At 64.1% G+C, this 24,290-nt stretch carries 24 protein-coding genes; 13 read left to right on the top strand and 11 right to left on the bottom strand.

Annotated elements, in window-relative coordinates; genetic code table 11:
• Window positions 1-41 precede the first annotated feature (41 nt).
• The 4 genes from O7A70_RS16960 to O7A70_RS16945 all read left to right on the top strand — a co-directional run bounded on the left by O7A70_RS16960 (window position 42) and on the right by O7A70_RS16945 (window position 3,913).
• The gene (locus O7A70_RS16960; RefSeq protein WP_337141385.1) at window positions 42-1,067 is read left to right on the top strand and encodes an ABC transporter substrate-binding protein; all 1,026 of its coding nucleotides are present in this window, start codon (window positions 42-44) and stop codon (window positions 1,065-1,067) included.
• A gap of 76 nt (window positions 1,068-1,143) precedes the next feature.
• Entirely contained in the window at window positions 1,144-2,247 is a 1,104-nt protein-coding gene (locus tag O7A70_RS16955) for an ABC transporter ATP-binding protein (RefSeq protein ID WP_337141384.1), read from the top strand.
• 35 nt (window positions 2,248-2,282) lie between these two features.
• Window positions 2,283-3,116, top strand: coding sequence for an ABC transporter permease (locus O7A70_RS16950; RefSeq protein ID WP_337141383.1), 834 nt, complete (start codon window positions 2,283-2,285; stop codon window positions 3,114-3,116).
• Window positions 3,113-3,913, top strand: coding sequence for an ABC transporter permease (locus O7A70_RS16945; protein WP_337141382.1), 801 nt, complete (start codon window positions 3,113-3,115; stop codon window positions 3,911-3,913). Before O7A70_RS16950 ends, O7A70_RS16945 begins: the two co-directional genes overlap by 4 nt.
• A gap of 3 nt (window positions 3,914-3,916) precedes the next feature.
• On the opposite strand, the gene O7A70_RS16940 is transcribed toward O7A70_RS16945, so the two are convergent.
• The 7 genes from O7A70_RS16940 to O7A70_RS16910 form a co-directional block, all read right to left on the bottom strand.
• A complete protein-coding gene (locus tag O7A70_RS16940) occupies window positions 3,917-5,311 on the bottom strand; it encodes an FAD-binding oxidoreductase (protein ID WP_337141381.1) in 1,395 nt (464 codons plus the stop codon).
• A gap of 211 nt (window positions 5,312-5,522) precedes the next feature.
• The gene (locus tag O7A70_RS16935; RefSeq protein WP_337141380.1) at window positions 5,523-6,782 is read right to left on the bottom strand and encodes an ABC transporter substrate-binding protein; all 1,260 of its coding nucleotides are present in this window, start codon (window positions 6,780-6,782) and stop codon (window positions 5,523-5,525) included.
• Window positions 6,783-6,829: 47 nt separating this feature from the next.
• Window positions 6,830-7,261, bottom strand: coding sequence for a hypothetical protein (locus O7A70_RS16930; protein WP_337141379.1), 432 nt, complete (start codon window positions 7,259-7,261; stop codon window positions 6,830-6,832).
• Window positions 7,258-8,313 carry an aldo/keto reductase gene (locus O7A70_RS16925; protein ID WP_337141378.1) on the bottom strand — a complete coding sequence of 352 codons (1,056 nt, stop codon included), beginning with the start codon at window positions 8,311-8,313 and terminating at the stop codon, window positions 7,258-7,260. Before O7A70_RS16925 ends, O7A70_RS16930 begins: the two co-directional genes overlap by 4 nt.
• Complete coding sequence (locus O7A70_RS16920; protein WP_337141377.1) at window positions 8,310-8,663, bottom strand: TIGR04076 family protein; 354 nt, start codon at window positions 8,661-8,663, stop codon at window positions 8,310-8,312. The genes O7A70_RS16925 and O7A70_RS16920 overlap by 4 nt, the downstream gene beginning before the upstream one ends.
• Window positions 8,656-9,147 carry a DUF3830 family protein gene (locus tag O7A70_RS16915; protein WP_337106657.1) on the bottom strand — a complete coding sequence of 164 codons (492 nt, stop codon included), beginning with the start codon at window positions 9,145-9,147 and terminating at the stop codon, window positions 8,656-8,658. Before O7A70_RS16915 ends, O7A70_RS16920 begins: the two co-directional genes overlap by 8 nt.
• The gene (locus O7A70_RS16910) at window positions 9,144-9,878 is read right to left on the bottom strand and encodes a GntR family transcriptional regulator (RefSeq protein WP_337141376.1); all 735 of its coding nucleotides are present in this window, start codon (window positions 9,876-9,878) and stop codon (window positions 9,144-9,146) included. The genes O7A70_RS16915 and O7A70_RS16910 overlap by 4 nt, the downstream gene beginning before the upstream one ends.
• A 126-nt stretch (window positions 9,879-10,004) precedes the next feature.
• On the opposite strand from O7A70_RS16910, the gene O7A70_RS16905 reads away from it, so the two are divergent.
• From O7A70_RS16905 to O7A70_RS16885, 5 genes are read left to right on the top strand one after another with little or no spacing between them, the layout of a single operon-like run.
• Window positions 10,005-10,805 carry an ABC transporter ATP-binding protein gene (locus O7A70_RS16905; protein ID WP_337141375.1) on the top strand — a complete coding sequence of 267 codons (801 nt, stop codon included), beginning with the start codon at window positions 10,005-10,007 and terminating at the stop codon, window positions 10,803-10,805.
• Entirely contained in the window at window positions 10,802-11,551 is a 750-nt protein-coding gene (locus tag O7A70_RS16900) for an ABC transporter ATP-binding protein (RefSeq protein ID WP_337141374.1), read from the top strand. Before O7A70_RS16905 ends, O7A70_RS16900 begins: the two co-directional genes overlap by 4 nt.
• The gene (locus tag O7A70_RS16895; RefSeq protein ID WP_337141373.1) at window positions 11,548-12,456 is read left to right on the top strand and encodes a branched-chain amino acid ABC transporter permease; all 909 of its coding nucleotides are present in this window, start codon (window positions 11,548-11,550) and stop codon (window positions 12,454-12,456) included. Before O7A70_RS16900 ends, O7A70_RS16895 begins: the two co-directional genes overlap by 4 nt.
• Window positions 12,453-13,436 (top strand): branched-chain amino acid ABC transporter permease, encoded by a 984-nt coding sequence (locus O7A70_RS16890; protein WP_337141372.1) that lies wholly within the window; start codon window positions 12,453-12,455, stop codon window positions 13,434-13,436. The genes O7A70_RS16895 and O7A70_RS16890 overlap by 4 nt, the downstream gene beginning before the upstream one ends.
• Window positions 13,433-14,737 carry an NAD(P)/FAD-dependent oxidoreductase gene (locus O7A70_RS16885; RefSeq protein ID WP_337141371.1) on the top strand — a complete coding sequence of 435 codons (1,305 nt, stop codon included), beginning with the start codon at window positions 13,433-13,435 and terminating at the stop codon, window positions 14,735-14,737. Before O7A70_RS16890 ends, O7A70_RS16885 begins: the two co-directional genes overlap by 4 nt.
• A 22-nt stretch (window positions 14,738-14,759) precedes the next feature.
• Here O7A70_RS16885 and O7A70_RS16880 read toward each other — a convergent pair whose 3' ends face one another.
• The 4 genes from O7A70_RS16880 to O7A70_RS16865 are packed head-to-tail and all read right to left on the bottom strand — an operon-like array spanning window position 14,760 to window position 19,088.
• Window positions 14,760-15,416, bottom strand: coding sequence for a GntR family transcriptional regulator (locus O7A70_RS16880; protein WP_337141370.1), 657 nt, complete (start codon window positions 15,414-15,416; stop codon window positions 14,760-14,762).
• Between the two features lie 16 nt (window positions 15,417-15,432).
• Window positions 15,433-16,731, bottom strand: coding sequence for an aspartate aminotransferase family protein (locus O7A70_RS16875; RefSeq protein WP_337141368.1), 1,299 nt, complete (start codon window positions 16,729-16,731; stop codon window positions 15,433-15,435).
• Complete coding sequence (locus tag O7A70_RS16870; protein WP_337141367.1) at window positions 16,732-17,790, bottom strand: phosphotransferase; 1,059 nt, start codon at window positions 17,788-17,790, stop codon at window positions 16,732-16,734.
• The gene (locus O7A70_RS16865; protein ID WP_337141366.1) at window positions 17,787-19,088 is read right to left on the bottom strand and encodes an ArgE/DapE family deacylase; all 1,302 of its coding nucleotides are present in this window, start codon (window positions 19,086-19,088) and stop codon (window positions 17,787-17,789) included. The genes O7A70_RS16870 and O7A70_RS16865 overlap by 4 nt, the downstream gene beginning before the upstream one ends.
• Before the next feature lie 579 nt (window positions 19,089-19,667).
• Between O7A70_RS16865 and O7A70_RS16860 the strand changes: the two genes are divergently transcribed.
• The 4 genes from O7A70_RS16860 to O7A70_RS16845 all read left to right on the top strand — a co-directional run bounded on the left by O7A70_RS16860 (window position 19,668) and on the right by O7A70_RS16845 (window position 24,263).
• Entirely contained in the window at window positions 19,668-20,189 is a 522-nt protein-coding gene (locus O7A70_RS16860; protein WP_337141365.1) for an AraC family transcriptional regulator, read from the top strand.
• Between the two features lie 121 nt (window positions 20,190-20,310).
• Complete coding sequence (locus tag O7A70_RS16855; protein WP_337141364.1) at window positions 20,311-20,973, top strand: 2Fe-2S iron-sulfur cluster-binding protein; 663 nt, start codon at window positions 20,311-20,313, stop codon at window positions 20,971-20,973.
• Window positions 20,974-20,975: 2 nt separating this feature from the next.
• The gene (locus O7A70_RS16850) at window positions 20,976-21,962 is read left to right on the top strand and encodes an FAD binding domain-containing protein (protein WP_337141363.1); all 987 of its coding nucleotides are present in this window, start codon (window positions 20,976-20,978) and stop codon (window positions 21,960-21,962) included.
• A gap of 9 nt (window positions 21,963-21,971) precedes the next feature.
• Window positions 21,972-24,263, top strand: a complete 2,292-nt coding sequence (locus O7A70_RS16845) for a xanthine dehydrogenase family protein molybdopterin-binding subunit (protein WP_337141362.1) — start codon at window positions 21,972-21,974, stop codon at window positions 24,261-24,263.
• Window positions 24,264-24,290: the final 27 nt, after the last annotated feature.

Raw genomic sequence — 24,290 nt, 5'->3', positions numbered from 1 at the left:
CGGAAATTACGGTCCACCAGAACGACAATGGGAGATTAAAAATGGGACTGAAGAAAGCGTTTCTGAGACTAGCGACCATCGGGCTCGGCATCGGCCTGATGACATCGGCGGCGCTGGCCGCGAACCTGCGCGTGCTGGCCTGGGACGGCTATGCCGACCCGGACTGGGTGAAGGACTTCACCGCCGCCACCGGCATAGGCGTCGATGTCGTCTTCATCGGCAGCGATGACGAGATCTGGGCCAAGATCAAGGGCAGCGAAGGGCAGGACTTCGATGTCTTCGCCGTCAACACCGCCCAGCTGCAGCGCTACATCAAGGCCGATCTGGTATCGCCGATCGACATCACCAAGCTGGCGAACCAGAAGGACGTGCTGCCGCGCTTCCGCGATCTGTCCCAGGTCAGCGGCGACACCAAGGACGGCAAGGTCTACGGCATTCCGTTCTGCTTCGATTCCATCGGGCTGATCTACGACACCGACAAGGTCAAGCCGGCGCCGACCTCGATGTCGGTCCTGTGGGATCCGGCCTACAAGGGCAAGATCCTCGCCTATGACAATGGCGAGCACAATTTCTCGTTCACCGCGCTGACGCTCGGCTACAAGGATCCGTTCAACCTCAATGAGGAGCAGATGGCGGCGGTCAAGGCCAAGCTGGTCGAACTCAAGCGCAATGTGCTGAGCTTCTACACCACCGCCGACGAGGCCCAGCAGATCTACCAGAACAATGACGTTGCGCTGATCTGGGCGAACTACGGCCAGCAGCAGGTCAAGGCGCTGCAGAAGATCGGCGCCCATGTCGCCTACGTCAACCCGAGCGAAGGCGCGCTTGCCTGGCTCGACAATTGGGTCATCTCCAAGGGCGTCCGCGACAATGCCGCAGCCGAGAAGTGGATCGACTTCATGCTGACCAAAAAGGTCAGCGGCGAGCTTTCCGAGCGTACCGGGTTCGGCAACACCGTGGTCGAGTCGAGCAGCGCCGGCGGCAATGACAAGCTGGTCTGGCTCAACAATGTCGAGGACCCGCTCAAGCGTTCGGACATGTGGAACGAGGTCAAGGCGACGCCCTGATCCCTTCCGCACTTGACCTCGAAGGACCCGGCGGTCCGGACGTTCCGGACCGCCGAAGCGTATGCGAGAATGATCCATGAGCCAGAACACCGACCTCTTGACGCTGCGGTCCGTCTCGAAATCCTACGGCACGGTTCCCGTGCTGCACGACATCGACCTGTCGATCCGGGACGGTGAGTTCCTCACCGTTCTCGGACCGTCAGGCTCGGGCAAGACCACGGTCCTGCGGCTGATCGGTGGGCTGGAGCCGTTGAGCTCGGGCGAGATCCAGCTGGACGGCCAGGACATCAGCCGCATGCCGATCAACAGGCGGCCGTTCAACACCGTGTTCCAGGACTATGCGCTGTTCCCGCACATGACGGTTTCCGGCAATGTCGGCTATGGGCTTTCGGTGCGCCATCTCAAGCGCAAGGAGATCGCGCGCCGTGTCGGAGAAGCCCTCGAACTGGTACAGCTCGGCCGCTTTGCCGAGCGCTTCCCGGCGCAGCTTTCGGGCGGCCAGCGCCAGCGCGTCGCGCTCGCCCGGGCGCTGATCTGCCAGCCGCGCCTGATCCTGCTCGACGAGCCGCTCGCGGCACTCGATCTCGAATTGCGCCGGCAGATGCAGGAGTTCCTGAAATCCATCCAGCGCGAGATCAAGACCACCTTCCTGTTCGTCACCCATGACCAGGAGGAAGCGATCGGCATGGCCGATCGGATCTGCGTCATGCAGGCCGGCCATATCCGTCAGCTCGGCACGCCGCACGAGCTCTACTACAAGCCAAATTGCGAGTTCGTGGCGCGCTTCTTCGGTGAGAACAATCTGGTGGCCGGAAGGCTCGGTCCCGTGCAGGGCGGGCAGCGTCCGATCGAGACGGCTCTCGGACGCCTGGTCTGCTCGATCAGCGACCAGCCGCATCTGAAGGCCGCCCCCGACGGCGCCAACGCCTTCGCGGCGTTCCGTCCCGAAGCCTTGCGTCTTGCGGATGCCAATGATGGCGACAACCGCTTTTCCGGCAGCATCGCCGAGCTGGCCTTTGCCGGCTCGTCGACAGTCGCCACGATCATGGCGGGGGCGGACGATGCAGCGCAACGCCTGCGGTTGCGCATGCCGAGCCGGATCGACGGCAGCGCGCTCAAGTCAGGCGAGACGGTCTCGCTCTGCTTTGCGCCGCATGAAGGCCATCTGGTGCTGGCATGAGCAGAGCCGGCTCGACACACGCGGCGGAACGGCGATTGTCACAGTTGGTCACACTGCTGGCGTTTGCCCTGCCGGTGATCTTCGTCCTCGTGCCGCTGGCGATCTTCCTGGTCTACAGTTTCTTCAGCGTCGACCAGGGCACGATCGTCTACGCGCCGACGCTCGGCAACTATGTCAGGTTCTTCACCGACCCCATCTTTCTGCCGGTGTTCTGGAACACCATCGTGCTGTGCGTGTCGGTGGCGGTGATCTGCATCCTGCTCGCCTATCCCGCGGCCTATTTCCTGACGACGCTGAAGGGACGGTGGCGCTATGCCTTGCTGATGCTGCTGCTGGTGCCACTGCTGATGAGCTACGTCATCAAGATCTACGCAATCCGCAGCATTCTCGGCCTCAACGGCTTCCTCAACAAGGCGCTGGTGGCGCTCGGCATCCTAGATCAACCGTCGACGCTTTTCGTGTTCAACATGAACGCCATCCTTTTGACGCTGAGCCTGCTTTTGATCCCGTTCGCCATCCTGCCGATCTTCCTGTCGCTGGAGCGGATCCCGCAGACCTTGCTGCGTGCCTCGGACGACCTTGGCGCGAGCGGCCTGCAGACGTTCCTGCGCATCACCTTGCCGCTCAGCCTGCCCGGCGTCGCCTCGGCGGCGAGCTTCGTCTTCGTGCTGGCGATCGGCGATTTCCTGACGCCGCAGATGGTCGGCGGGATCAGCGGCTTCACCTTCGGCCGCATCCTCTACAGCCAGTTCGGCACGGCCTATAACTGGCCGTTCGGCGCGGCGCTGTCGGTGGCGCTTGCGATCGTGGTGATCGCCGCCATTCTCATCGGCGAACGGTTCGGACGCAGCCGGGGGACGTCGGTATGAGTGCGCTACCCCGGCCGTCCACCATCTTCCTGGCCGCGATCACGACGCTGGTCGCGGTGCTGCTCTACAGCCCGCTTTTCGTGCCGATCGTGTCGTCGTTCTTCACCATTTCACATGGCAATGTCGACTGGTCGTCACCCACCCTTTCGACCTATGTGGCGCTGGCGGGGAACCATGACATCCTGGCCGCCCTGCGCACCACGTTGATCGTCGGCGTCTGTACTGTCGTGCTGTCGGTGGTCAGTGGAACGCTGCTGGCGCTGTACTATCACGGCCGCCGCTCAGGACGTTCAATCCTGCAGTTCATCGTCTTCCTGCCATTCCTGATGCCACCGATCATCAGCGGCCTGGCGCTGCTGATCTTCTTCCGCGAGATCGGCCTCGAGCGCTCGCTGCTGACGGTCGTCATCGGCCACACCGTCTTCGTGCTGGCGATCGTCTATCGCACCGTGCTGATGCGGCTGCAGTCGATGAGCCGCACGCTCGTCGAAGCATCCTACGATCTCGGCGCCAGCGGCTGGCAGACCTTCTGGCGCATCATCCTGCCGAACCTGTCGAGCGCCATGGTCGGCGGCGCCATCCTGGCCTTCGCGCTGTCGTTCGACGAAACCATGATCACCATCCTGGTCACCGGCACGCAAAGCACGCTGCCGGTCAGGCTGTGGGCGATGATGCGGCTTGGCTTCTCGCCCGACATCAACGCGCTGGTGGCGCTGATCCTGATGTTCACCGTCCTGCTCTGCGTGCTCGCCGCCCGTTTTCTCATTCCCAAGCAGATGGCGGCGGAACGGAACTGAGGTTTAAGCCAACGGGTTGAGGTCGAAGACTCGTCCTGGATTGAGAATGTTGTTCGGATCGAGCGCGGCCTTCAGCCGCCGCATCGTGGCGATCTCGGCGTCGCTGCGCACCAGATGCAGCCACTGCTTCTTGTCGAGGCCGATGCCGTGCTCGGCCGACACGCCTCCTCCGGCCGCCGCCACGCCGCGATAGATGATACCGTAGGCCGCCGCCGGATCCACCGTCAGGACCTGATAGTGCAGGTTGCCGTCGCCGAGATGGCCGAAGACATAGATGTCGGCGCCGGGATCGACGGCATGGATGGCGGCATCCGCTTCCTGCAGGAATGCCCCCATCCGCTGCAACGGGATGCTGATGTCGACGCCGATCAGGCCTTTCATCGAAAACAGGACGCGGTTGGCATCCTCGCGCACATCCCACAGCGCGCGGAATTCGCGCGGTGACTGCGAGACGACCACATCGTCGACGACGCTGTCCTCGACCGCCTGCATCAGCACCTCGGCGAAGCGCTCGCCGTCGCGTTCGGGCTCGCTGCCCTGGATTTCGGCCAGCACATAGACGGGTGAGCCGGAAGGCAACGGCGCCGGCATGGCCATGCTGGCGACCATGATGTCATAGAGCGGCGCGAAATTGACCTCATAGGCTGATAACAACGGACCGAGCTTTTGCCGGAGCAGCGCAAGCAAGGCGATCGCCGCGTCAAGCGAAGGCAGCGCGCAGAAGGCGTTCACCTCGGAAGCAGGCTTCGGATGCAGTTTGAGCGCGGCGCGGGTGACGACGCCGAGCGTCCCCTCCGCGCCGATGAAGAGCTGGCCGAGGTCGTAGCCGGAATTGTCCTTGGGCAGGCCTTTCAATGAAGTCAGCACGCTGCCGTCGGCAAGCACGGCCTCCAGTCCCAGCACCTGTGCGCGGTACATGCCGTAGCGCAGCACGCGGATGCCGCCGGCATTGGTGGCGATGTTGCCGCCGACCGTGGCCGAGCCGCGCGCGCCGATATCGACGCCGAACATCAGCCCGGCGCCACCGGCGGCCTCCTGCACGGCCTGCAACGTGGCGCCGGCTTCGACAACGACGGTGGCGGTTTGACGATCCGGCGCGGCAAGGCCGGTCATGCGCTCCAGTGACAGCACGACCTCGCCCGGCTGGACGCGTGCGCCACCGGCCAGTCCGGTGCGTCCGCCCTGGATGACGACCGGCTGGCCTAGTGCGTTGCACGCTGCGAGTGCTGCCGCGACACCCTCGGTGTCGCGCGGGCGCAGCACGGCTTCGGCAAGCGCGCCGAGCTTGCCGTCGGGATCGTCGCGGTAGCGCTGGTCGACGTCGGAGCCGGCGAGCACGCCGCCCGCGCCCAGCCTTTCGCCAAGCGCGGAGAGAAGCTGTTGTGTCTCAGGCGACATCGGGCTCAGGCGCCTGCGTGACAAGGCGCATCGTCAGCATCCAACAACCGGGTGGCCCGATGAATATCCTTATCCAACACGCTCGCCATTCCCAAATTGCAGCCCGCCGATCCTATTCGTGATTGCATGCCGTGCAAGCGATACCGGCCTGCCTTAGGCGAACCGGCATCAATCGCGAGAGCCGAGATTGATGCCGGAAGGACCGCGCAGCTTACTGAAGCTTGGCCTGCAGCGCGTTGACGTCGTCGGTGGTCATTTCGCCGTCGGTGGTCACCTTGCCGTCGGCAATTTTCCACAGCCGGAACGGACCGGTGATGTCGCCAAACTTGTCGAAGGCGACCGGACCGATGACGCCTTCATAGCGGATCGGCTTGCCATCCTTGATCAGGCCGAGCGCCTTGGCGAATTCTTCCTTGCCGGCATAGATCGGCGTGCCAGCCGGGTCGACCGCCTTGTACATGGCATCCTTGATCTTGGCCGGGTCCTCGGAGCCGGCTATCGCGATGGCGAGCCCGACAATGGCACCGGCATCGTAGGAGCGGTCGGCTGCGGGGTTTGACGGTTCGATGCCGGAAAACGCCTTGTAGTTCTTGGTGAAATACTCCGTCGAGGCGGTCGGGCTGGTGCCAGAGGACGTGCCATAGGCGTCCTTCAGATAATCGGCGCCGACCGACTCGATGAAATCAGGGCTGTTCATGCCGTCATTGAGCAGGAATTTCTGCACGCCGCCCTGCGAGATCCAGGTGCGGGCAATGGTGGCGCCGTCGACGGGCGTGCTGACCAGGTAAAGCCCATCCGGCTCGCCGGCCATCGCCGCGGTGACTTCCGAGGCATAGCTCGACTGCTTCTCGTTATAGGGCGTGTCGGAGACGATGGTGCCGCCGAGCGCTTTGTAGGCACGCGAGAATTCGGCCACCATGTTGACGCCGAAGTCGTTGTTGACGTGGATGATGGCCAGCTTCTTAAAACCCTTGTCGACGGCGTATTTGGCAGCGGCCACGCCCTGCAGCGCGTCCGAGGTGATGGTGCGGAAGAAGATGCCGTTGGTCTTGCCGTCGCGGCCGAGTGTCGTCAGCGTCGGCGAGGATGAGGCCGGCGAGACCTGGACGATCTTGGCCGGCGCGGTGACCGAGGTCAGGATCGGGATCGACACCGAGGAGATGATGCCACCGATGATAACAGGCACTTTCTTGACCTGAACCAGCTGGGTGGCGGCGTCGACCGCGATGTTGCCCTGGCTCTGGCTGTCGCGCGTGTCGGTAACGAGATCGCAGCCGCGTACCCCGCCGGCTTCGTTGATGTCGCGGAAGGCCATCTCGACCGACTTGGCGCCGGCCTGGCCGTATTCGCCGGCCGGGCCGGTCAGTTCCATGACGAGGCCGACGGTGATCTTGCAGTCGGCGGCCTGTGCGGCACTGGCAATCGTGACGAGAGCAAGAGCGGTGGTGAGCTGGAGTATCGTCTTTCTCATTGTTGTTCCCCTTGAGTTACACGAACTGATTTGACGTCTGGAAAGTCTCAGTGTTCCGGCACCTGCAGCCAGGTTTCATGCAGATGCCGCCATTGGACGCCGTTGGGCGCCGATGAACTGGTGGTGAAGACCGCGCTCGACTGGCGACGGCTGTGCTTGCCCGCGCGCAGCTGCGCCTCGACATAGAGGACGACGATCGTACCAGCTGCCTGCCAGCCGGGCCGGATGTCCTGGATCGAGATGGCGAAGCCGTTGTCGCAGGTGGCGCGGCTGGAGCGCACATGGTCGATCACGGCATCGCGGTCGAGGATCTGGCCGCCTGGTGCGATCATGGTCAGGCCTTCGCCCATGACGGCTTCGAAGCGGCCGAAATCCACTTGGTCAGCGCGTTCGGCAACGAACCAGTCGACGAAAAAGCGATGCAGGTCGACAACTTCGGCGCTGGCCTGCGAAAACAACTTGTCGTTCGTGGTTTTCATATCCGGCCCGCGTTGAGATTGTAGTGCATGATCGAGCCGTGGCGGCCGTGCCGGTCGCGCTCCAGCGTGTAGACGTCTCCCTCAAGACCGTTGCCCCGCGCTATGACGGCGGCAATCCGCGCACGGTCGTCGGCGTCGAGTACGACATCCATGATTCTGGCGTTGGCCAGCGCATGCGCCTGGTTGCGGGCACCGACGATGACCGCCGCCACTTGCGGCTGCTCCAGCACCCAGGCGCTGGCGATCGTGGCAATGTCGACGGCGTGGCGGTCGCCGACCGCCTTCAATGCGCGAAGCAGTTGCTGGAACAGGTCCCAGCCGCCGAAATCGTCGATGATCAGCTTGTATTTGACCAGCGAGCGGTTTTCGAGCGGCACGGCGGGTTCGGCGACATCGAGCCATCTGTCGCTGAGGAAGCCGCCGGCCACCGAGCCGTAGCAGAGGAAGCTCACGCCGTTTTCCCGTGCAAGTGCGGCGAGGCTGTGCGCCGGGCGCTGATCGAGCACCGAATATTGCAGCTGCTGGCTAACCAGCGGTATGCCGGCTGCCAGGATTTCGGCAAGCCGGGGCGTGTCGAAATTGGTGGTACCGAGATTGCGCAGCTTGCCCTCGAGCCGAAGCTCGTTGAGCCAACCCATCGCCTCGACATAGCGCGGCTGCGCATAATCCCACCAATGGAACTGCACGAGGTCGAGCCGCTCGGTCTTCAGCCTGCGAAGCGACTGGTCGACGATGCCCCTGATGTAGTCACGGCTGATCGTAGCGAGCCGTTCGAGGTCGGGCACCAGTTTGGTGTGCACCTTCATTCTAGCCGCTGCATCAAGGCCGCGCTCATTGGCCAGCCGCAGGCGCGCGGCGCCGATCAGCTCCTCGACGCCGGTGTAGATATCGGCGCAGTCATAGGTCCAGATGCCGGCGTCGAAGGTGGCGATGAGGTCGGTCACGGCTTGGCCACGATCGATGGCGCCATGGCCGCCGGCCAGTTGCCAGCCACCTCGTATGACACGCGAAACGGTATAGCCGGGGCTGAGCTCGAAGGCCTTGGCGGTCATGTCAGGTCATTCTCCTTCGGCAGCGGCACGGCCGTGGTTTCGGCATGGCTGAACCGCCGCTTACCGGTCCTGACGATCCTTAACCGGCTGGCGCAGTTGGGATCGGGACAGGCGATCTCGGCGTCCGAGGTCATCCAGTCATTCGGGTGGGTCGGGCGCTGCTTCGCCGCCAGCAGCGGCAGCACCGCCGAGATCGAATAGATCGAGAAGCCCTGCCCCGCCGGCATCGACAGCATCTCGCCCTTGAGTTCGAAATAGTCGCCGGCCTTGGCGCCGCAATAGATCGGTTTGCCCTGCGGGATAACCGCCTCGACGCGGAGATCGAAGAGCTCGAAACTGTCGTCAGCCATTTGAGGTCTCCACCAGGCTGAAGGTGATATCGCAGGCGCCGTTGCGCCGGATTATCCCACAGGCGGCGGCGAACTGATCGCGCTCCCCAGAAGATACCTGCGCCACCACGCTTCCGGCCAGCCAGCCGATCGGGAACAGAAGCCGCGCGCCCTGCCCGTAGAACAGGCCGATGTCGAAGATGGCATTGGGATTGCCGCCCCACATGCGCGGCGGAACGTAGGACAACACGATGTCGCCCGGCTGCGGCGTCAGCGTCGCGTTCTCGGCCGGCAGCGGTTGGGCATAGGCCCGCCCCTCGAGATCGGCGGCGGGAACCGGGCAGGAAATCTCAGGTCCCGTCCACATGGCGTGAATGGCGGGGACGACACGTGGCGTGGCGAGATAGGCCGTGAGAAAGGCAGCGTTTTCCGGCGCCTTCCCCGGCAACAGCAGCGCCGTGACGGAAAGCTTCGAGCGCGGCTCGCTGATCCTGATGGAGGTCATATCTGGCCTTTCGCGGCGGCGGATTGCAGTTTGCTGCGTAGGAAGGTGAAGGGCCGGCTGATATCGGCTACAAGCGCTTCGCGCGCCGCGCGTTCGTCCTGCGTGGCCAGCGCCTCAACGATGCGGCGGTGATACTGGGCGGTGTCGACCTCGCCGGCCTCCGAGAAGGCGTAGATGGCGACGCGGATGCAAGGACCTGATTGCAGCCACAGGCTCTCGATCATCGGGATCAGCACGGCCGAGCCGCAGGAGCGGTAGATCTCGAAGTGAAAGCTCTGGTTAAGCGTCACTTCGCGGTCGACATCCTTCTTGTGTTTCAGCGCCCGCATCTCGTCCCATTCGCCGAGAATGGTTTCGATGGTGGCTATCTGGCGCGGCCCCATGCGAGCGGCGGCCAGCGCTATCGCCTCGCCCTCGATCAGGATGCGGGCCCGCAAAAGATCGTCGAGACGTTCCAGCGTGATTGGCGGTACCCGCACTGAACGGTTGGGCAGCGCCTCCAGCGCCTTTTCCGTGATCAGCCGACCAAGCGCCTCGCGCACCGGCATGGTCGAGGTGACCAGCGCATCGGCCAGACCGCGGATCGTCAGCACCTGGCTCGGCTCGAACAGACCGCCGATCAAGGCCCGACGCAGCTCGGAATAGACGCGATCCTGCACCGTTTCGCGACCGACCGGCGCGAGTTGGGCCGCGATCGCCTCGTTGTTTTTTTCGATGGCAGCCTTTTGCATGGAATTCCGTTCTCGGCGGGTTTTCGGCTTGCGGATGAAATTAAAGCCGAATAGCGTGATCAAAGCAAGTGTGATCACAAATCATAATCAGGAGACGGCGACGACCGTCTTCGGCCAGAGGGTTTGATGAGCGAGGCAGCGGAAAGGCAGGGGAAGGAGATCCGTCCGCCGGTTCTGACGGCAAGCCACGTCGTCAGGCGGTTCGGCGGCCTTGTCGCCGTCAATGATGTCTCATTCGATGTCAAAGCGGGCGAAATCCTTGGCCTGATCGGACCCAACGGCGCCGGCAAGACGACGATGTTCGACCTGCTTGCCGGCAGCATCCTGCCCACCAGCGGCGATATCCTTCTCGACGGCACGCGCGTCTCGGGCGAAGCCGCTCACCTGCGCATCGGCCGTGGCCTTGGCCGCACCTTCCAGATCCCGCGCCCGCTGCCCAATCTGACGCTGATCGAAAACATCATGCTGGCGGCACAGGGCCAGGCCGGCGAAAGGCTGCTCGCCAACTTCATCACGCCGTGGCGGGTGGCGGCGCAGGAAAGAGCTGCCCGGACAAAGGCGCTCGAACTGCTGGAACTCGTCACCCTCAGCCATCTCGCGCATGAGCCGGCGCGCGTGCTGTCTGGCGGCCAGCGCAAGCTGCTCGAACTCGCCCGGGTGATGATGGCCGATCCGGCGATCATCCTGCTCGACGAACCCGCGGCCGGCGTCAACGCGACGCTGCTCGAAGTCATCATCGACCGCATCCGCGACATCAACGCGCGCGGCATCACCTTCCTGCTGATCGAGCACAATATCGACATGGTGACGCGGCTCTGCCATCGCGTCCTGGTCATGGCGAGCGGCCGGTTGCTGAGCGAAGGCACCGCGGAAGAAGTCGCCCGAGACCCGCGCGTCATCGAGGCCTATCTCGGAGGTACCGCATGAGCGAGACCGTCCTTGATGTCCGCGATCTCGAAGCCGGTTATGAACCCGGCGTACCGATCGTGCGCGGCGCCTCCATCACCGTTGACAAGGGTGAGATCGTCGTCGTCCTCGGCCCCAATGGCGCCGGCAAGTCGAGCTTCATCAAGGCAATCGCCGGCCTTGTCCCGATCACCGGCGGCACGGTGCTGCTGGACGGCAGGGACATCACCGCCGCGCCCGCCCACACCATGGTGCGGCTTGGCCTTGCCTTCGTGCCGCAGACCGAGAACATCTTTCCGCTGATGTCGGTGGAGGACAATCTCAGGGTTGCCTGCGGCATTCTCGAGCGGCGCGAAGTCCCTGCCCGCATCGAGGAAATGTACGCCGCCTTCCCCGACCTCGTCCGCCAGCGGCGCACCGCCGCCGGCAATCTGTCCGGGGGACAGCGGCAGATGCTTGCCGTGGCGCGGGCGCTGATCATCCATCCCAAGGTGCTGGTGCTGGACGAGCCGTCGGCTGGCCTGTCGCCGAAATTCGTCGCGATGGTATTCGAGATGCTGGCCGGCATCCGCAAATCCGGCGTAACTGTTCTTTTGGTCGAGCAAAACGCCAAGGCAGCGCTTGCCATCGGCGACCGCGCCTATGTTCTGGTCGAGGGTAAGGACCGGCACGAGGGCGTCGCCTCCGAACTGTGGAATGATCCTGTCGTGGCCGAGCTCTATCTTGGCCAGCGCCCCTCTCAAGCCGGCAAGGGAGGCGCGGCATGAGCCTGCAATTCATCGTCGACGGATTGCTGACCGGCTCGATGATCGGCCTCGGCGCCATCGGCGTCACGCTCACCTATTCGATCCTGCGCTTCTCGAACTTCGCGCATGGCGACTTCATGGCCTGGGGCAGCTATGCGACGCTGGCCGTGGTCAGCGCCATCGGCGCGATATTCGGCAAGGTGGCGCCGATCGGGCCGCTGTCCTTCGGCTGGCCGCTCCTTGTTGCGCTGGTCGTCGGCATGGCATTCACCGCTTTGCTGGCGCTGCTGCTCGACAAGGTGTTGTTCTCGCGGTTGCGCTCGCAAGGCCAGGCAATCATCGTTGTGATGGCGAGTTTCGGCGCCTCGATGGCGCTGCGCAGCCTGCTCGAATTCACCTTCACCTCGCGGCCGACCTATTTCAGCCGGGCGATCCAGATCGCCATGCCGGTCGGTTTCGGCATCCGCATCACGCCCGACCAGATCGCCCTGTTGCTGCTGACCGCCGTGCTCGTGCTCAGCGTGCATCTGTTGATGACGCGTACGCAGACCGGCCGCTCGATGCAGGCCTTGAGCCAGAACGCAGCACTGGCCCGCATCGTCGGCATCGACGTCGCCAAGGTGGTGCGCGTCACCTGGATCATCGGCGGCGCGCTCGCCTGCGTGGCTGGCGTGATGATCGGCATCCTGGTGCAGATCCGCCCGTTCATGGGCTTCGACATGCTGCTGCCCATGTTCGCCGCCGCTATCCTCGGCGGCATCGGCAGCATCCCGGGCGCGGTGCTCGGCGGCCTGATCATCGGGCTCGCCGAAGCCGGCGCGGTGCAACTGATTGGCGCCGAATGGCGCGCCGCCGTCTCCTTCATCATCCTGATGGCGGTGCTGTTCGTGCGGCCGATCGGCCTTTTCGGAGTTCGGGAAAGATGATCGATCTGGTCGGCTACGGCGCCTTCTTCCTGACCACGGCGCTGATCTTCTCGCTGGTCACGCTGGGGCTCAACCTGCAATGGGGCCTGACCGGCCTGTTCAATGTCGGCCTCGCCGGTTTTGTCGCCATCGGCGCCTACACCTCGGCACTGCTGACGACACCGGACGACCCCGCGCGCCTCGGCGGCTTCGGCCTGCCCATCCTCGCCGGCTGGGCGGGCGCCATGATCGTCGGCGGCATTGCCGCCGCGCTTACCGGCATGGCCACACTGCGTCTTAGATCCGACTATCTGGCGATCACCACCTTCGGCGTGGCCGTTGTCGTGCAACTGGTCGCGCTCAACGCGCAGAAACTGACCGGCGGACCATTCGGCATCGGCTTCATCCCGCGTCCCTTCGGCGGCCTGGCCGAAACGCCGCTGCTGTTCAACCTGTCGAACCTTGCTGTCGTTTGTGCCGTGACGCTGATTGCCTATCTCGCTTTGGAGCATCTGTCGCGAAGCCCGTGGGGTCGCGTGCTGAAGGCGCTGCGGGAGGACGAGCGGGCGGCGATTTCACTCGGCAAGAGCGCGCGCTTCTATCGCGTCCAGGCGTTTGCCGTCGGCGGCGCCATCATGGCGCTGGCCGGCGCGCTGCAGGCGCACTTCACCGGCTTCATCGCGCCGGACAATTACCTGCCGATCCTCACCTTTCAGGTCTGGGTGATGCTGATCGTCGGCGGCTCGGGCAGCAATCTTGGCGCCGTCATCGGCAGTGTCCTGGTCTGGGGGATATGGGCGGGATCGGGCACGCTGACCAGCGTGTTCTTCCCGCCCGAGCAGCAGGCACGCGCTGCCTCGCTGCAGATCGTCGCCATCGGCGTCATGCTTTGTGTGATCCTGCTGATCCGGCCGAACGGATTGTTCGGCGACAGGCCGAGGCGGCCGCGCTATGGCAAGCGTAAGCGGATCGCTACGGACAAAAGCAGTTCCGGTTCATGAACGCTCCGGTCCGGCAGGGTGCGAATGGCACTTCGCTCTGGCATGCGATCAACCGCGATCGCCGGGAACGGCCGACGCTGCAAGGCAGGCTCGATGTCGATCTGGCCATCGTCGGCGGTGGATTTTCCGGTCTGTCGACCGCGCTGCACGCCGCTGAAAAAGGCATCTCCGTCGCTGTGCTCGAAGCCGAGATCATCGCCTGGGGCGCGACCGGCAGGAACGCGGGTTTCGTCGTGCCGAACTTCGCCAGGATGGATCCGGACAACATCCTAGCGCATCTCGGCCCCGAGCGCGGTGAACGCCTCATCAATTTCGCCGCCGGCAGTGCCGACCTCGTTTTCGGCCTGATCCGGCGGCACGGCATCGACTGCGACGCCGTGCAGAACGGATGGATCCAGCCGGCGCACTCGCCCGGCGCCCTAGAGAAGGTCAAATCACGTGCGGACCAATGGGCGCGCCGCGGCCGGCCTGCCGTCACCCTGGATCGGCAAGAGGTCGAAGCGCTGACCGGCGCGCGCGGCTATGTCGGTGCCTGGATGGATCGTTCCGGCGGCGTGCTCAATCCGGTCGCCTATGCGCGCGGACTGGCCGATGCGGCGGAGAAGACTGGCGCGAAGATTTTCGAGCACACGCCGGTCACCTCGATCGATCGCGGGGCCGATGGCTGGGTGCTTAAAACAGGGTCGGGCTTGGTGCGCGCGGCCAAGGTCTTGATCGCCACCAACGCCTATGGCGGGTCGCTCAGTCCGTTGTTGCGGCGAACCTATATTCCGCTGAAGGTTTTCCAGATCGCGACCGCGCCGCTACCGCTCGAAATTCGCACGCGACTGCTTCCCGGGGGGCAAGGCGTCGGCGATACCAGGCGCAATCTCTTCACCTTTCGCTTCGACGCCGATAACCGGCTGATCAGCGGCGGCATGCATATTCTTGGCACTGGCGCCGATACGCGCGTGCCGCAAACAATCTGGCGGCGGCTTGCCAGCCATCTCGACCTGCCCGATTTGCCGCCGCTTGCCTACAGCTGGTCGGGGAAGGCGGCGGTCGAACCGGATTTCCTGCCGCACCTCCTGGACCTTGGGGCGGGCTTGATCGCCGGCCGCGCCTGCAACGGACGCGGCATCGCCATGACCACGGCGATGGGCAAGGTGCTGGCCGACTGGGCCGCTGGAACCGACGCGCGTGATTTGCCGCTGCCCTTTGCACCGCCGGCGCCGATCCCGTTCCATGCCCTGCTGCGGCACGCACCCAACATGCTGCTTGGCTGGAGCATGCTGCGCGACCGGATGGACGAGACGCCATAGGCCGACCGAGCCTGCCGTGCGATCAGTCGGTCGTGCAAAGGTTTTCGGAGAGGATAGCGGCTGCCGCGACAATGTCCTGCTCGAGGGAAGCCCGAACGGCTGGACCGTTGCGCTGTTCCAGCGCGACGACGATCCTGTGGTGTGCGTCATTGGACTGCGGGATGTAGCGATCGGCCCGCATCAGGAGCTTGAGATAGGGCCCGACCCGACCCCAGAGATCGCGGATCATGTTCAAGAGGATGGGCGCGCCGGCATGCTCATAGATAGCGAAATGGAAGGCCTCGTTCAGGGAAAGATAGGTCGTGGCCTCCTGCGCCTCGACGGCCCGCTGCATGCCGGCGAGCGCGGCTTGTATGTCGGCCAGCCCGCTTTCGGTCATCCGTGACGTAGCCATCTCGCCCGCCAGCCCCTCGACGGCGATGCGGATGCGCGTCAGTTCCGCGAAAGCGGGCGCGGAGAGCAACGGCACGATGATCGAGCGGTTGTTCTGCATTTCCAGAAGCCGCTCGGCGACCAGCCTTTGCAACGCCTCGCGGATCGGCGTGGTCGATATGCCAAAGGTTTCGGCGAGCTTGCGGATGACCAGCGTCTGGCCGGGGCTGAAACCACCCGAAATCAATTCCTGCTTGAGCGCGCCATAGGCGCGGTCATTGAGGGTTTGATGCTCGAGCTTCAGCATGCGCGGACTGCTCGGCTCACCATTTCGACAGCGCGCGGTCGAGCGTTTCGGCCAGTTGCTCGGCATTGTCCCTGGAAAAGGGCAGCGGCGGCCTGATCTTCAGCACATTGCCGCGTGGGCCACAGGACGAAATCAGCACGCCGTCCTCGCGCATGGCTTCGACGACGGAAGAGGTCTTGGCAGCGGCAGTGGCCCCATCCTCCGCCGTCAGCTCGACGCCGAAATAGAGGCCATTGTGCCTGATATCGGCGACCATGCCGTGCCGGCTCTGCAAGGCGCGAAGCAGGTTCCTCGTATAGACACCGACTGTCCGCGCGTTCTCGATCAGCCCCTCGCCCTCGATCACCTCGAGCACGGCGATGCCGACGGCGGCCGCGACCGGATTGCCGCCGAAGGTGTTGAAGTAGCCGGTGTTCGAACCGAACGAGCTCACCAGCTGCGGCCGCACGATCACCGCACCCATCGGATGCCCGTCGCCGATCGGCTTGCCCAACGTGACGATATCAGGCTCGAGGCCATAATTGGCGAAGCCCCACATGCCTTGGCCAAGCCGGCCGAAACCGGACTGGACCTCGTCGGCAATGACGATGCCGCCGGCTTTCCTGACGTGATCGGCCGCCTCGCGGATGACAGAACCATCGGGGAAGAAAATGCCATCGCTGGAAAAGGCCGAATCGAGCAGCAGCGCCGCCGGGCGGATGTTTTGCGCGCGCATGTCGGCAATGGCGGCGGCGACATTCCTGGCGAAATCATGCGCGGCGCGGCCGCCGTCGCGGAACGTGTCAGGCGCTGCCACGGCTCGATGATGCGCGGACACGCCCTTGGCGCCGACCGCCGCCGGCGACAGCTGCGCGGTGGCGATCGTGGCGCCGTGATAGGCGAAGTCGGTGATGATCACGCCGGTGCCGCCGCTCGAATGCTGGGCGATGCGGATGGCGAGGTCGTTGGCCTCGCTGCCGGTGCAGGTGAACATGGCGTGGCCGAGATGGGACGGAAGCGTGCCGAGAAGCTTTTCCGCGTAATCGAGGATGATCTCGCTGAGATAACGCGTGTGCGTGTTGAGCGTGGCTGCCTGCGCCGACAATGCCTCGACAACGCGCGGATGGCAGTGTCCGACCGAGGCGACGTTGTTGTAGGCATCGAGGAATTTTCGGCCCTGCGCATCGTAGAGCCAGACACCGCTTCCACGCACCAGATGGATCGGGTTGCGGTAGAAGGCGCGATAGGTCGGCCCGAGCAACCTGGCGCGGCGTTCAAGCAGCGCGCGCTCGGCATCGGCAGAAGCACTTGCGGGCGAGGGCTGGGACACAGGCATCTACTCCGGCTTGGAATGGTCGAGAAAATAGCGGCGGGCTTCAGCGGACGAGAGACCGTCCAGCCGTTCGAGCGAGGCCCAGACCTCGGTGATGAGGCGCAGGACATAGTCGCGTTTGGCCGGAAACCGCTCGGCCTGCCAGCTGGCTATATTGGCGATGAGTGCGAGGCGGGCACGAATGAGCTGGAAGAGGATGCCAAGCTCTTCAATCTCGAGCGACTGCACGGACTGGTAACCGGCGACGAAGCGTGCCGCAGGCGCCAGCGGATGACCTTCAGCCGGCCAGCGATAGACGGCACCGATGGCGAGATCGCAGATCAGCGGCGAGTGGATCATGTCGCCGAAATCGAGGATGCCGCTGACCATTTCCGGCCGCGAGGCATCCATCACCACATTGTAGGAGTTCATGTCGTTGTGGACGATCTGCGCGCGCAGCCCGGGGATGACCGGCGCCGCGTGCTGCTCGAAAGCGTCGATGACGCGCTCGACCATGGCGCGATGGTGGGCATCGGCGATGTACGCCAGCATGGGCCGTGTCTTGGCCACCTTGCGGATGTCCCACAAAAGGTCGCTGCCGGCGGCCGGATGGAAGAAGCCGCGCAGTGCCCGGCCAAGCCGGGCGAGGAAGATGCCGAGATTGCGATCCTGCGCCGCTGACGTGGGCGAGCGCGAAAGCAACTGGCCGGGCAGATAGGTAACCAGCCGGATGACGCGCGGCGCCGATCCGCCGACGCTGACCATGAACTGTGCTTCGCCTTCGAGGCTCTTGCGCACAGAGGGGACGGGCAAGGCCGGGTCGACCGTCATGATATGGTCGAGCGCCTTGTTCTGGAAATCGGTGAAGCCGGCCTCTTCCGCCGGATGCGAGACCTTCAGGACGAACTCGCCCTCGCCTTCTGTCTGGATATGGAAATTATGGTCGCGCTCGCCCGGTAGCGGGCGCGCACTGCCGGTGAGCCCGTAGTGCCGGCGCAATATGGCAAGCGCCTCGGCGATCGAAATGTCAGGCGCATCCTCGGCGAGCGTTTCGCCGAAGGCATCCGATACGGCCGCGTTCATGACCTGACCTCGGCACCGACGGGTTCGAGACCGCACCAGTCGGCGATGAAGAGTGCGATGGTCTGGGTGACCTTGCGGACGGAGTCGAGATCGACGGCCTCGTCATAGCCATGCGGCATGCGGCAGATCGGGCCGTAGACGATCGCCGGCGTGTCGGCATAAAGGCCGAAGAAGCGCGCATCGGTGGTGGCCGAGGTGACATGTTCCGTCAGCGGCTCGCCCCACACGGCGGTATGGCTGCGCCGCAGCACGGCTTCCATCTCGTCGGCACCTTCCAGCACATAGCCCTCGGCCATGAAGCCGTTATAGGTCATCCTGGGCGGGCGATTGGCGAGGAACGGATCGGCGCGTGCCGCATCGGCGATGCAGGCCTCCAGTTCGGCCCTCGCATCCTCCAGCTTCTGGCCGGGATAGGTCGCGACACGCATCTCGAAGACGCAGCGCGCCGGAACGCTCGATGTCCACTCCCCGCCCTCGATTTTGCCGAGGTTGAATCGGATGGGGTGCGGATGATCGCAGAAATGCTTGTCATCGACTTTTCTCGCGTTCCAGACGATTTCGAGCTGCTTCAGCGCCTGGATGATGAGGAAGGCCTTTTCGATGGCGTTGGCGCCCGGCGAGAAAGCGCCCGACGCGTGCTGCGGATCGCCGTCGACCTCGACCCTGAACCAGATCGGCCCGACCTGCGCCCGCATCAGCCTTGGCTCCAGCGGCTCAGGAATGAAGGCGGCATCGGCGCGGTAGCCGCGCTGCAGGCAAGCGAGCGCGCCGTTGCCGGTGCACTCCTCCTCGACCACCGACTGCAGGAACACTTTCGCCGCCGGCTGGTAGCCAAGGCCGCGCAAGGCGGCCAGGGCATAGAGACAAGCCGACAGGCCGGCCTTCATGTCGCCGGCGCCGCGGCCATGCATCCAGCCGTCCTCGATCACGGGATCGTAGGGGTCGCGCACCCAGCGGTCGAGCGGTCCCGTCGGCACCACGTCGATATGGCCGTTGAGGATCAGCGAGCGACCGGTGGCATTTCTCGGCGTGTGGGTGGCAACGACGTTGAAGGCATCGTCATACGAAACCGCGACGGGTGAAAATCCGGGCAGGTCGCGAATCGCATCGACGTCGACGCGCCACATATCGACCGCATAGCCATTGGCTTCATAGGCCGCTGCCATGAAGGATTGCGCGAGGTGTTCCTCACCGCGTTGCGAGGGAAAGCGCACGAGATCGGCCAGAAAGGCAAGTTGACGGTCGAAGCCATCGTCGACCGCCCGCAAAATGGCTTCATCCGTAATCCGCTCAGGCATTATGTTCCGCTTTCCCGCGAATGGTGTATCATATCTCATATGCCATTAGAAGGGAGGCCGGTCGCTCAAGAGGCAAGCCTAAGCCCGGCCGACCTGGAAAATGGGCCAGGCTGCCCCACATACGTAGCAGGGGCGTTCGCATAGGTCACCGGCGGGTCCGGATGCAAAGCGTTTAGACCAACAGGGCTGCGCGAGACAAAACGAAGGGATGTCGCTTTGTCATTCAGACCGCTGCTTGGTGACGGACTGATCCGGGCCAGCAATCAAAACACGGAGGCCCCGCAAACGGCTTCTTGGGACGATTCATCCGTTGTATTTGACAGTCGGCGGTGGACTTGCCAGGAGGCAGAACTCCGCTGGACAGCGCCTCATCACCTCATTGTGCTCACCGAGGAAGGCGGCACCTCCCGGACATCTATCCGCTCCGAAGCAAAATCTCTCTACGATGGGAAGGACAGGCCAGGAGCCCTCACTTTCGTCCCCGCCGGCGCGGAGCGGTTCGGCTTTTATCGCAACGTGGACCTCTCCTATTCCGCGTTGTGGGTTGACCCAGATCGTGGGATTCCCGGATCCGAATGCTTGAGCGATTTGCCAATCCTGGTGAACAAGAGCGACGGCGTTGTCAGCGCGCTCTTACGTTCGCTTCGCGCCGAGATGGCGCTCGGCCACAAGCCGGACACCCTTTACGTCGAGCATCTTGTTGCCCTTGCCAGCCTCCGCGTGGCTTCGATGGATCGCGCTCAACCGTCGACTGCGTCACATGGCTGCCTCGGCCGCCGAACGCTGGCTCGGGTCAGGGATTATATAGACGCACACATGAAGTCCGACATTTCGCTGAGCGATCTGGCGACTATCGCAGGAATGGCGGCCGACACATTTGCGCGCCGCTTCAAGGCGACGACCGGTCGCGCACCCTATGCTTATGTGATCGAGGAACGTGTCCGGCGGGCGGAGTCGCTGCTGCGTGAATCCGAATTGCCAATAAGCGTGATCGCATTCCACTGCGGCTTCTCGAGCCAAAGCCATTTCACCTCGACCTTCGGACGACTGAGGGGAATGACCCCTCGGGTCTATCGGGCCCATTTTTCTCCGGAATCCTAACATTGTGCCCGGTTTCTTGAAAGAAACCGGCTTGGCTCTCCCCTACGTCAGTCGCGCCAATGAAGCAAAAGCCCGGCGAGACCGCTTTCGGCTTTTGCCGCAGCGAAGAGGAGAGCATTGCATGGTCGAGACTGGCAAGAAGAATTGGCCGACGCGCCGAACGGTGCTGGAAGGTGGGGCTGCGACCGGTTTGCTGCTGGCGGCCGGCGTGCCCGTCCAAGCCCAACGGGCGGAGGTCGTCGCGACGCCCGTTTCCGCTGTGACGCCCGTGCCGACGATGCCGATGTCGTTGAGGATCAATGCAGAGGAATTCGCTGTCGAAATTGACCCGCGCACGACACTGCTAGATGCGCTGCGCAATTATCTCGGCCTCGTCGGTTCCAAGAAGGGCTGCGACCATGGCCAATGCGGTGCCTGCACCGTTCTGGTGAACGGGAGGCGGATCAATTCCTGCCTGACCCTCGCCGCCATGCACGAAGACGATGAGATCACCACCATTGAGGGCCTCGCTAACGGCGATGAACTGGGTCCAATGCAGGCGGCATTCGTCGCGCGTGATGGTTTCCAGTGCGGCTATTGCACCCCCGGTCAGATCTGCTCGGCAGTCGGAATGCTAGGCGAGGTGGAAGCCGGCTGGCCAAGCCATGCCAGCGCCGACATCACAGCGCTTTCCGTAGCGCTCACTGACGCCGAGATCCGCGAGCGCATGAGCGGCAACATCTGCCGCTGCGCCGCTTATCCCAACATTGTCGCGGCGATCCGCGATGTGGCAGAGGACGCCTGAACATGCAGTCTTTCACCTATGAGCGTGCCCGTGACGTGAGAGAGGCCGCCGCCGCAATAGCCGCCCGGCCGGAGGCGAAGTTCATCAGCGGCGGCACCAACCTCCTCGATCTTATGAAGCTCGAGATCGAGAAGCCGGCGCATCTGGTCGACATCAGCCGGCTGCCGCTCGATCGGATCGAGGACGGGCCGAATGGCGGCCTTCGCATCGGGGCGCAAGTCCGCAACAGCGACCTTGCTGCCGACCAGCGCGTGAGGTCACGCTATCGGGTCCTATCTCAGGCACTTCTCGCAGGCGCCTCGGGCCAGATTCGCAACAAGGCTTCTACCGGCGGCAACCTGCTGCAGCGAACGCGTTGCTACTATTTCTATGACCGCAACATGCCCTGCAACAAGCGCGAGCCTGGTTCCGGCTGTGCGGCACTCCAGGGATTCAACCGGATGCACGCCGTTCTCGGTGCTAGCGAAGCCTGCATAGCGGTCCATCCCTCGGACATGGCGGTCGCCATGGCTGCGCTCGATGCCCAAGTCGAGACCGTCGCGCCCGGCGGCGAAACCCGCACTATACCGATTGGCGACCTTTACCGGCTTCCGGGCACAACGCCGCATATGGAGACGGCACTCGGCCATGGCGAAATGATTACTGCCGTGACCTTGCCACCTCCGTCTCCAGGCCGGCAACTTTATCGCAAAGTGCGCGATCGTGCCTCCTTTGCGTTCGCGCTGGTATCGGTCGCGGCGATCGTCGAGGTCTCCGGCGAGCGCGTTCGGAGCGCGCGGATCGCCATGGGCGGCGTCGCTCCGAAGCCGTGGCGTGCAGCGAAGGCTGAAAGTGCACTCGTCGGCGCGGCTGCTTCCGACCATGCCTATGCGGAGGCCGCCGAGGATGCCCTCGCCGGCGCGGTGGGCCATGGCGATAATGATTTCAAGATTCCGTTGGCGAAGCGAATGGTGCGGCACACACTCGCCGTGGCCGTCAAAGGCGCATGAGGTGGCAAGATGACTGAAACTACGACCAACGCGACGGAGCGGAGTTCTCCAAACAGCAGCGTTATCGGCCGGCCGAGCGACCGCATCGATGGTGCGCTCAAGGTCATGGGTCGGGCAACCTATGCCTATGAGCATGCGGCGGGCGAAGCCACCGCCTATGGGTATATCCTCGGCGCTGCGATCGCCAAGGGTCGCATCGTGGAGATCGACACGACAGATGCCGAGCAGGCACCGGGCGTCCTGCATGTGATGACCCACCGGAATGCGCCGCCCCTGCCGGTGTTCGGCCCGCCGGTCACGCCGACGGTGCCCGAGGTTTTCACCCGTGCTCGGCCCATGCTCGCGACCGACCGGGTGCGCTACTACGACGAGCCGGTCGCCCTTGTTGTGGCCGAGACATTCGAGGCGGCGCGCGCCGCCGTAGGGCTCATCAGGGTCCACTACGAGCGAGAAGCGGGCATCTTCGACCTGAAGGAGCGTCTGACCGAGGCCTACACACCCAGACGGACCAATGCTGGCTTTGAGACAGACAGCGCCGTCGGCGACTTCGAGGGCGCCTTTGCCGCCGCTTCCGTGAAGATCGATGCGACCTACCGAACGCCCTTCGAGCATCACAACCCAATGGAACCTCACGCTACGCTGGCGATCTGGTCCGGCGACGAGGTAACGATTTATACTGCGGCCCAGACGCTCGCGAACTTCCGGGCCGGCATCGCCAATACGCTCAACATCTCGCCCGAACGCGTGCGCATCGTGAGCCCATACATCGGCGGCGGCTTCGGCTCCAAGCTTATCATACATGCCGATACGGTTCTGGCGGCGCTCGCCGCGCGGATCCTCGAGCGCCCGGTGAAGATCGCGCTGACTAGGCAGCAGATGTTCGCTAACGCCGGCCACCGTGCGGAGATGATCCAGCAGGTAAGGCTCGGTGCGAACCCTGACGGGCGGCTTGCGGCGATCGGGCACGATGTCTATTCGGCGACGTCCCGCTTCGAGGAGTATTGCGAGCAGACGGCGGTCTTCGCACGCTCACTCTACGCGGCTCCAAACCGACTGACGCGCCACCGGCTCGTCTCCGTCGACCTCAATCGCGGTGAGTGGATGCGCTCGCCCGGCGAGGCGCCGGGCATGCTGGCCTTCGAATGCGCCGTCGACGAACTCGCCGAACGCCTCGGCCTCGATCCGATCGAACTGAGGATCCGCAACGAACCAGTAGAGGATCCGGAGCGCCGGGTGCCGTTTTCGACCCGCAACCTTGTCGCCTGCATGAAAGAGGGCGCGCACCGCTTCGGCTGGGGGCACCGGAAGCCGGCGCCGGGAAGTACCCGCGAAGGACGCAACCTGATCGGCTACGGCATGGCCGCGGCGATCCGGCCGAACTTTATCGGTGCGTCGAGGGCACAGGTCACACTCGATGCAAACGGACAGGTGACGGCCCGGCTCGACATGACCGACATCGGGACCGGAACCTATACGATCCTAACCCAGATCGCGGCCGAGAGCCTCGGCGTGCCGATGTCGTCCATCAAGGTGGAACTCGGCGACAGCAGGTTCCCCCGCACCGCCGGTTCGGGCGGCTCATGGGGTGCGGCGAGCGCCGGCTCGGCGCTTTATCATGCGTGTACCGCGCTCAAGGAGCATATCCTGGAAACGGCACTGACGAATGAAAGCTCACCGTTTTACCGCGCAAATACGGACGATACGCGTTTCGCAGGCGGAGAGCTCAGGATAGGCGGTCGTTCGGAGCGGCTCGCCGATCTCGTTCGCCGGATCGCCCCTTTGGGGTTCGAGGCCGAAGGCTCGGTTGGACCCGCCAGCGAAACCGACGGCTACAAAGCGTATTCCCAGCACTCCTACGGCGCGCACTTCGCCGAGGTCGCGGTCGATTGTGATACGGGAGAAATCCGAATGCGCCGTTTGCTCTCGGTTATCGGCGCCGGACGCATCCTCAATCCGAAGACCGCCCGTTCGCAGATCATCGGCGGCATGACCTGGGGCATCGGCGCGGCGCTGATGGAGAAAACTGTGCTCGATCCCCGCCACGGGCACTTCGTCAATCACGACCTCGCCGAGTATCACGTCGCGGTCAACGCCGATGTCCCCGACATGGAGGTCATCTTCTTGGAAGAGCATGACGACAAGGCCAATCCGCTGGGAAGCAAGGGGCTCGGCGAACTCGGCGTTTGCGGCGCCGGGGCTGCGGTCGCCAACGCGGTCTACAATGCGACCGGCTTTCGGGTCCGCGAATTCCCCATCACTTTGGACCAGATGCTGCCGATTTTGCCTCTAACCGGGATTTGACCCGCCATTCGAAAAGTCTCGCGAAAT

This window comes from Mesorhizobium sp. Cs1299R1N1 (assembly GCF_037179655.1).
Classification (GTDB): Bacteria; Pseudomonadota; Alphaproteobacteria; order Rhizobiales; family Rhizobiaceae; genus Mesorhizobium; species Mesorhizobium salmacidum.
This window is presented reverse-complemented; position numbering and strand designations above follow the sequence as displayed.

What these genes read in the sequence shown, in the direction of transcription:
- O7A70_RS16960 (WP_337141385.1), top strand. Translation starts at nt 42, where the DNA reads ATGGGACTGAAGAAAGCGTTTCTGAGACTAGCGACCATCGGGCTCGGC.
- O7A70_RS16955 (WP_337141384.1), top strand. Translation starts at nt 1,144, where the DNA reads ATGAGCCAGAACACCGACCTCTTGACGCTGCGGTCCGTCTCGAAATCC.
- O7A70_RS16945 (WP_337141382.1), top strand. Translation starts at nt 3,113, where the DNA reads ATGAGTGCGCTACCCCGGCCGTCCACCATCTTCCTGGCCGCGATCACG.
- O7A70_RS16940 (WP_337141381.1), bottom strand. Translation starts at nt 5,311, where the DNA reads ATGTCGCCTGAGACACAACAGCTTCTCTCCGCGCTTGGCGAAAGGCTG.
- O7A70_RS16935 (WP_337141380.1), bottom strand. Translation starts at nt 6,782, where the DNA reads ATGAGAAAGACGATACTCCAGCTCACCACCGCTCTTGCTCTCGTCACG.
- O7A70_RS16930 (WP_337141379.1), bottom strand. Translation starts at nt 7,261, where the DNA reads ATGAAAACCACGAACGACAAGTTGTTTTCGCAGGCCAGCGCCGAAGTT.
- O7A70_RS16925 (WP_337141378.1), bottom strand. Translation starts at nt 8,313, where the DNA reads ATGACCGCCAAGGCCTTCGAGCTCAGCCCCGGCTATACCGTTTCGCGT.
- O7A70_RS16920 (WP_337141377.1), bottom strand. Translation starts at nt 8,663, where the DNA reads ATGGCTGACGACAGTTTCGAGCTCTTCGATCTCCGCGTCGAGGCGGTT.
- O7A70_RS16915 (WP_337106657.1), bottom strand. Translation starts at nt 9,147, where the DNA reads ATGACCTCCATCAGGATCAGCGAGCCGCGCTCGAAGCTTTCCGTCACG.
- O7A70_RS16910 (WP_337141376.1), bottom strand. Translation starts at nt 9,878, where the DNA reads ATGCAAAAGGCTGCCATCGAAAAAAACAACGAGGCGATCGCGGCCCAA.
- O7A70_RS16905 (WP_337141375.1), top strand. Translation starts at nt 10,005, where the DNA reads ATGAGCGAGGCAGCGGAAAGGCAGGGGAAGGAGATCCGTCCGCCGGTT.
- O7A70_RS16900 (WP_337141374.1), top strand. Translation starts at nt 10,802, where the DNA reads ATGAGCGAGACCGTCCTTGATGTCCGCGATCTCGAAGCCGGTTATGAA.
- O7A70_RS16895 (WP_337141373.1), top strand. Translation starts at nt 11,548, where the DNA reads ATGAGCCTGCAATTCATCGTCGACGGATTGCTGACCGGCTCGATGATC.
- O7A70_RS16890 (WP_337141372.1), top strand. Translation starts at nt 12,453, where the DNA reads ATGATCGATCTGGTCGGCTACGGCGCCTTCTTCCTGACCACGGCGCTG.
- O7A70_RS16885 (WP_337141371.1), top strand. Translation starts at nt 13,433, where the DNA reads ATGAACGCTCCGGTCCGGCAGGGTGCGAATGGCACTTCGCTCTGGCAT.
- O7A70_RS16880 (WP_337141370.1), bottom strand. Translation starts at nt 15,416, where the DNA reads ATGCTGAAGCTCGAGCATCAAACCCTCAATGACCGCGCCTATGGCGCG.
- O7A70_RS16875 (WP_337141368.1), bottom strand. Translation starts at nt 16,731, where the DNA reads ATGCCTGTGTCCCAGCCCTCGCCCGCAAGTGCTTCTGCCGATGCCGAG.
- O7A70_RS16870 (WP_337141367.1), bottom strand. Translation starts at nt 17,790, where the DNA reads ATGAACGCGGCCGTATCGGATGCCTTCGGCGAAACGCTCGCCGAGGAT.
- O7A70_RS16865 (WP_337141366.1), bottom strand. Translation starts at nt 19,088, where the DNA reads ATGCCTGAGCGGATTACGGATGAAGCCATTTTGCGGGCGGTCGACGAT.
- O7A70_RS16855 (WP_337141364.1), top strand. Translation starts at nt 20,311, where the DNA reads ATGGTCGAGACTGGCAAGAAGAATTGGCCGACGCGCCGAACGGTGCTG.
- O7A70_RS16850 (WP_337141363.1), top strand. Translation starts at nt 20,976, where the DNA reads ATGCAGTCTTTCACCTATGAGCGTGCCCGTGACGTGAGAGAGGCCGCC.
- O7A70_RS16845 (WP_337141362.1), top strand. Translation starts at nt 21,972, where the DNA reads ATGACTGAAACTACGACCAACGCGACGGAGCGGAGTTCTCCAAACAGC.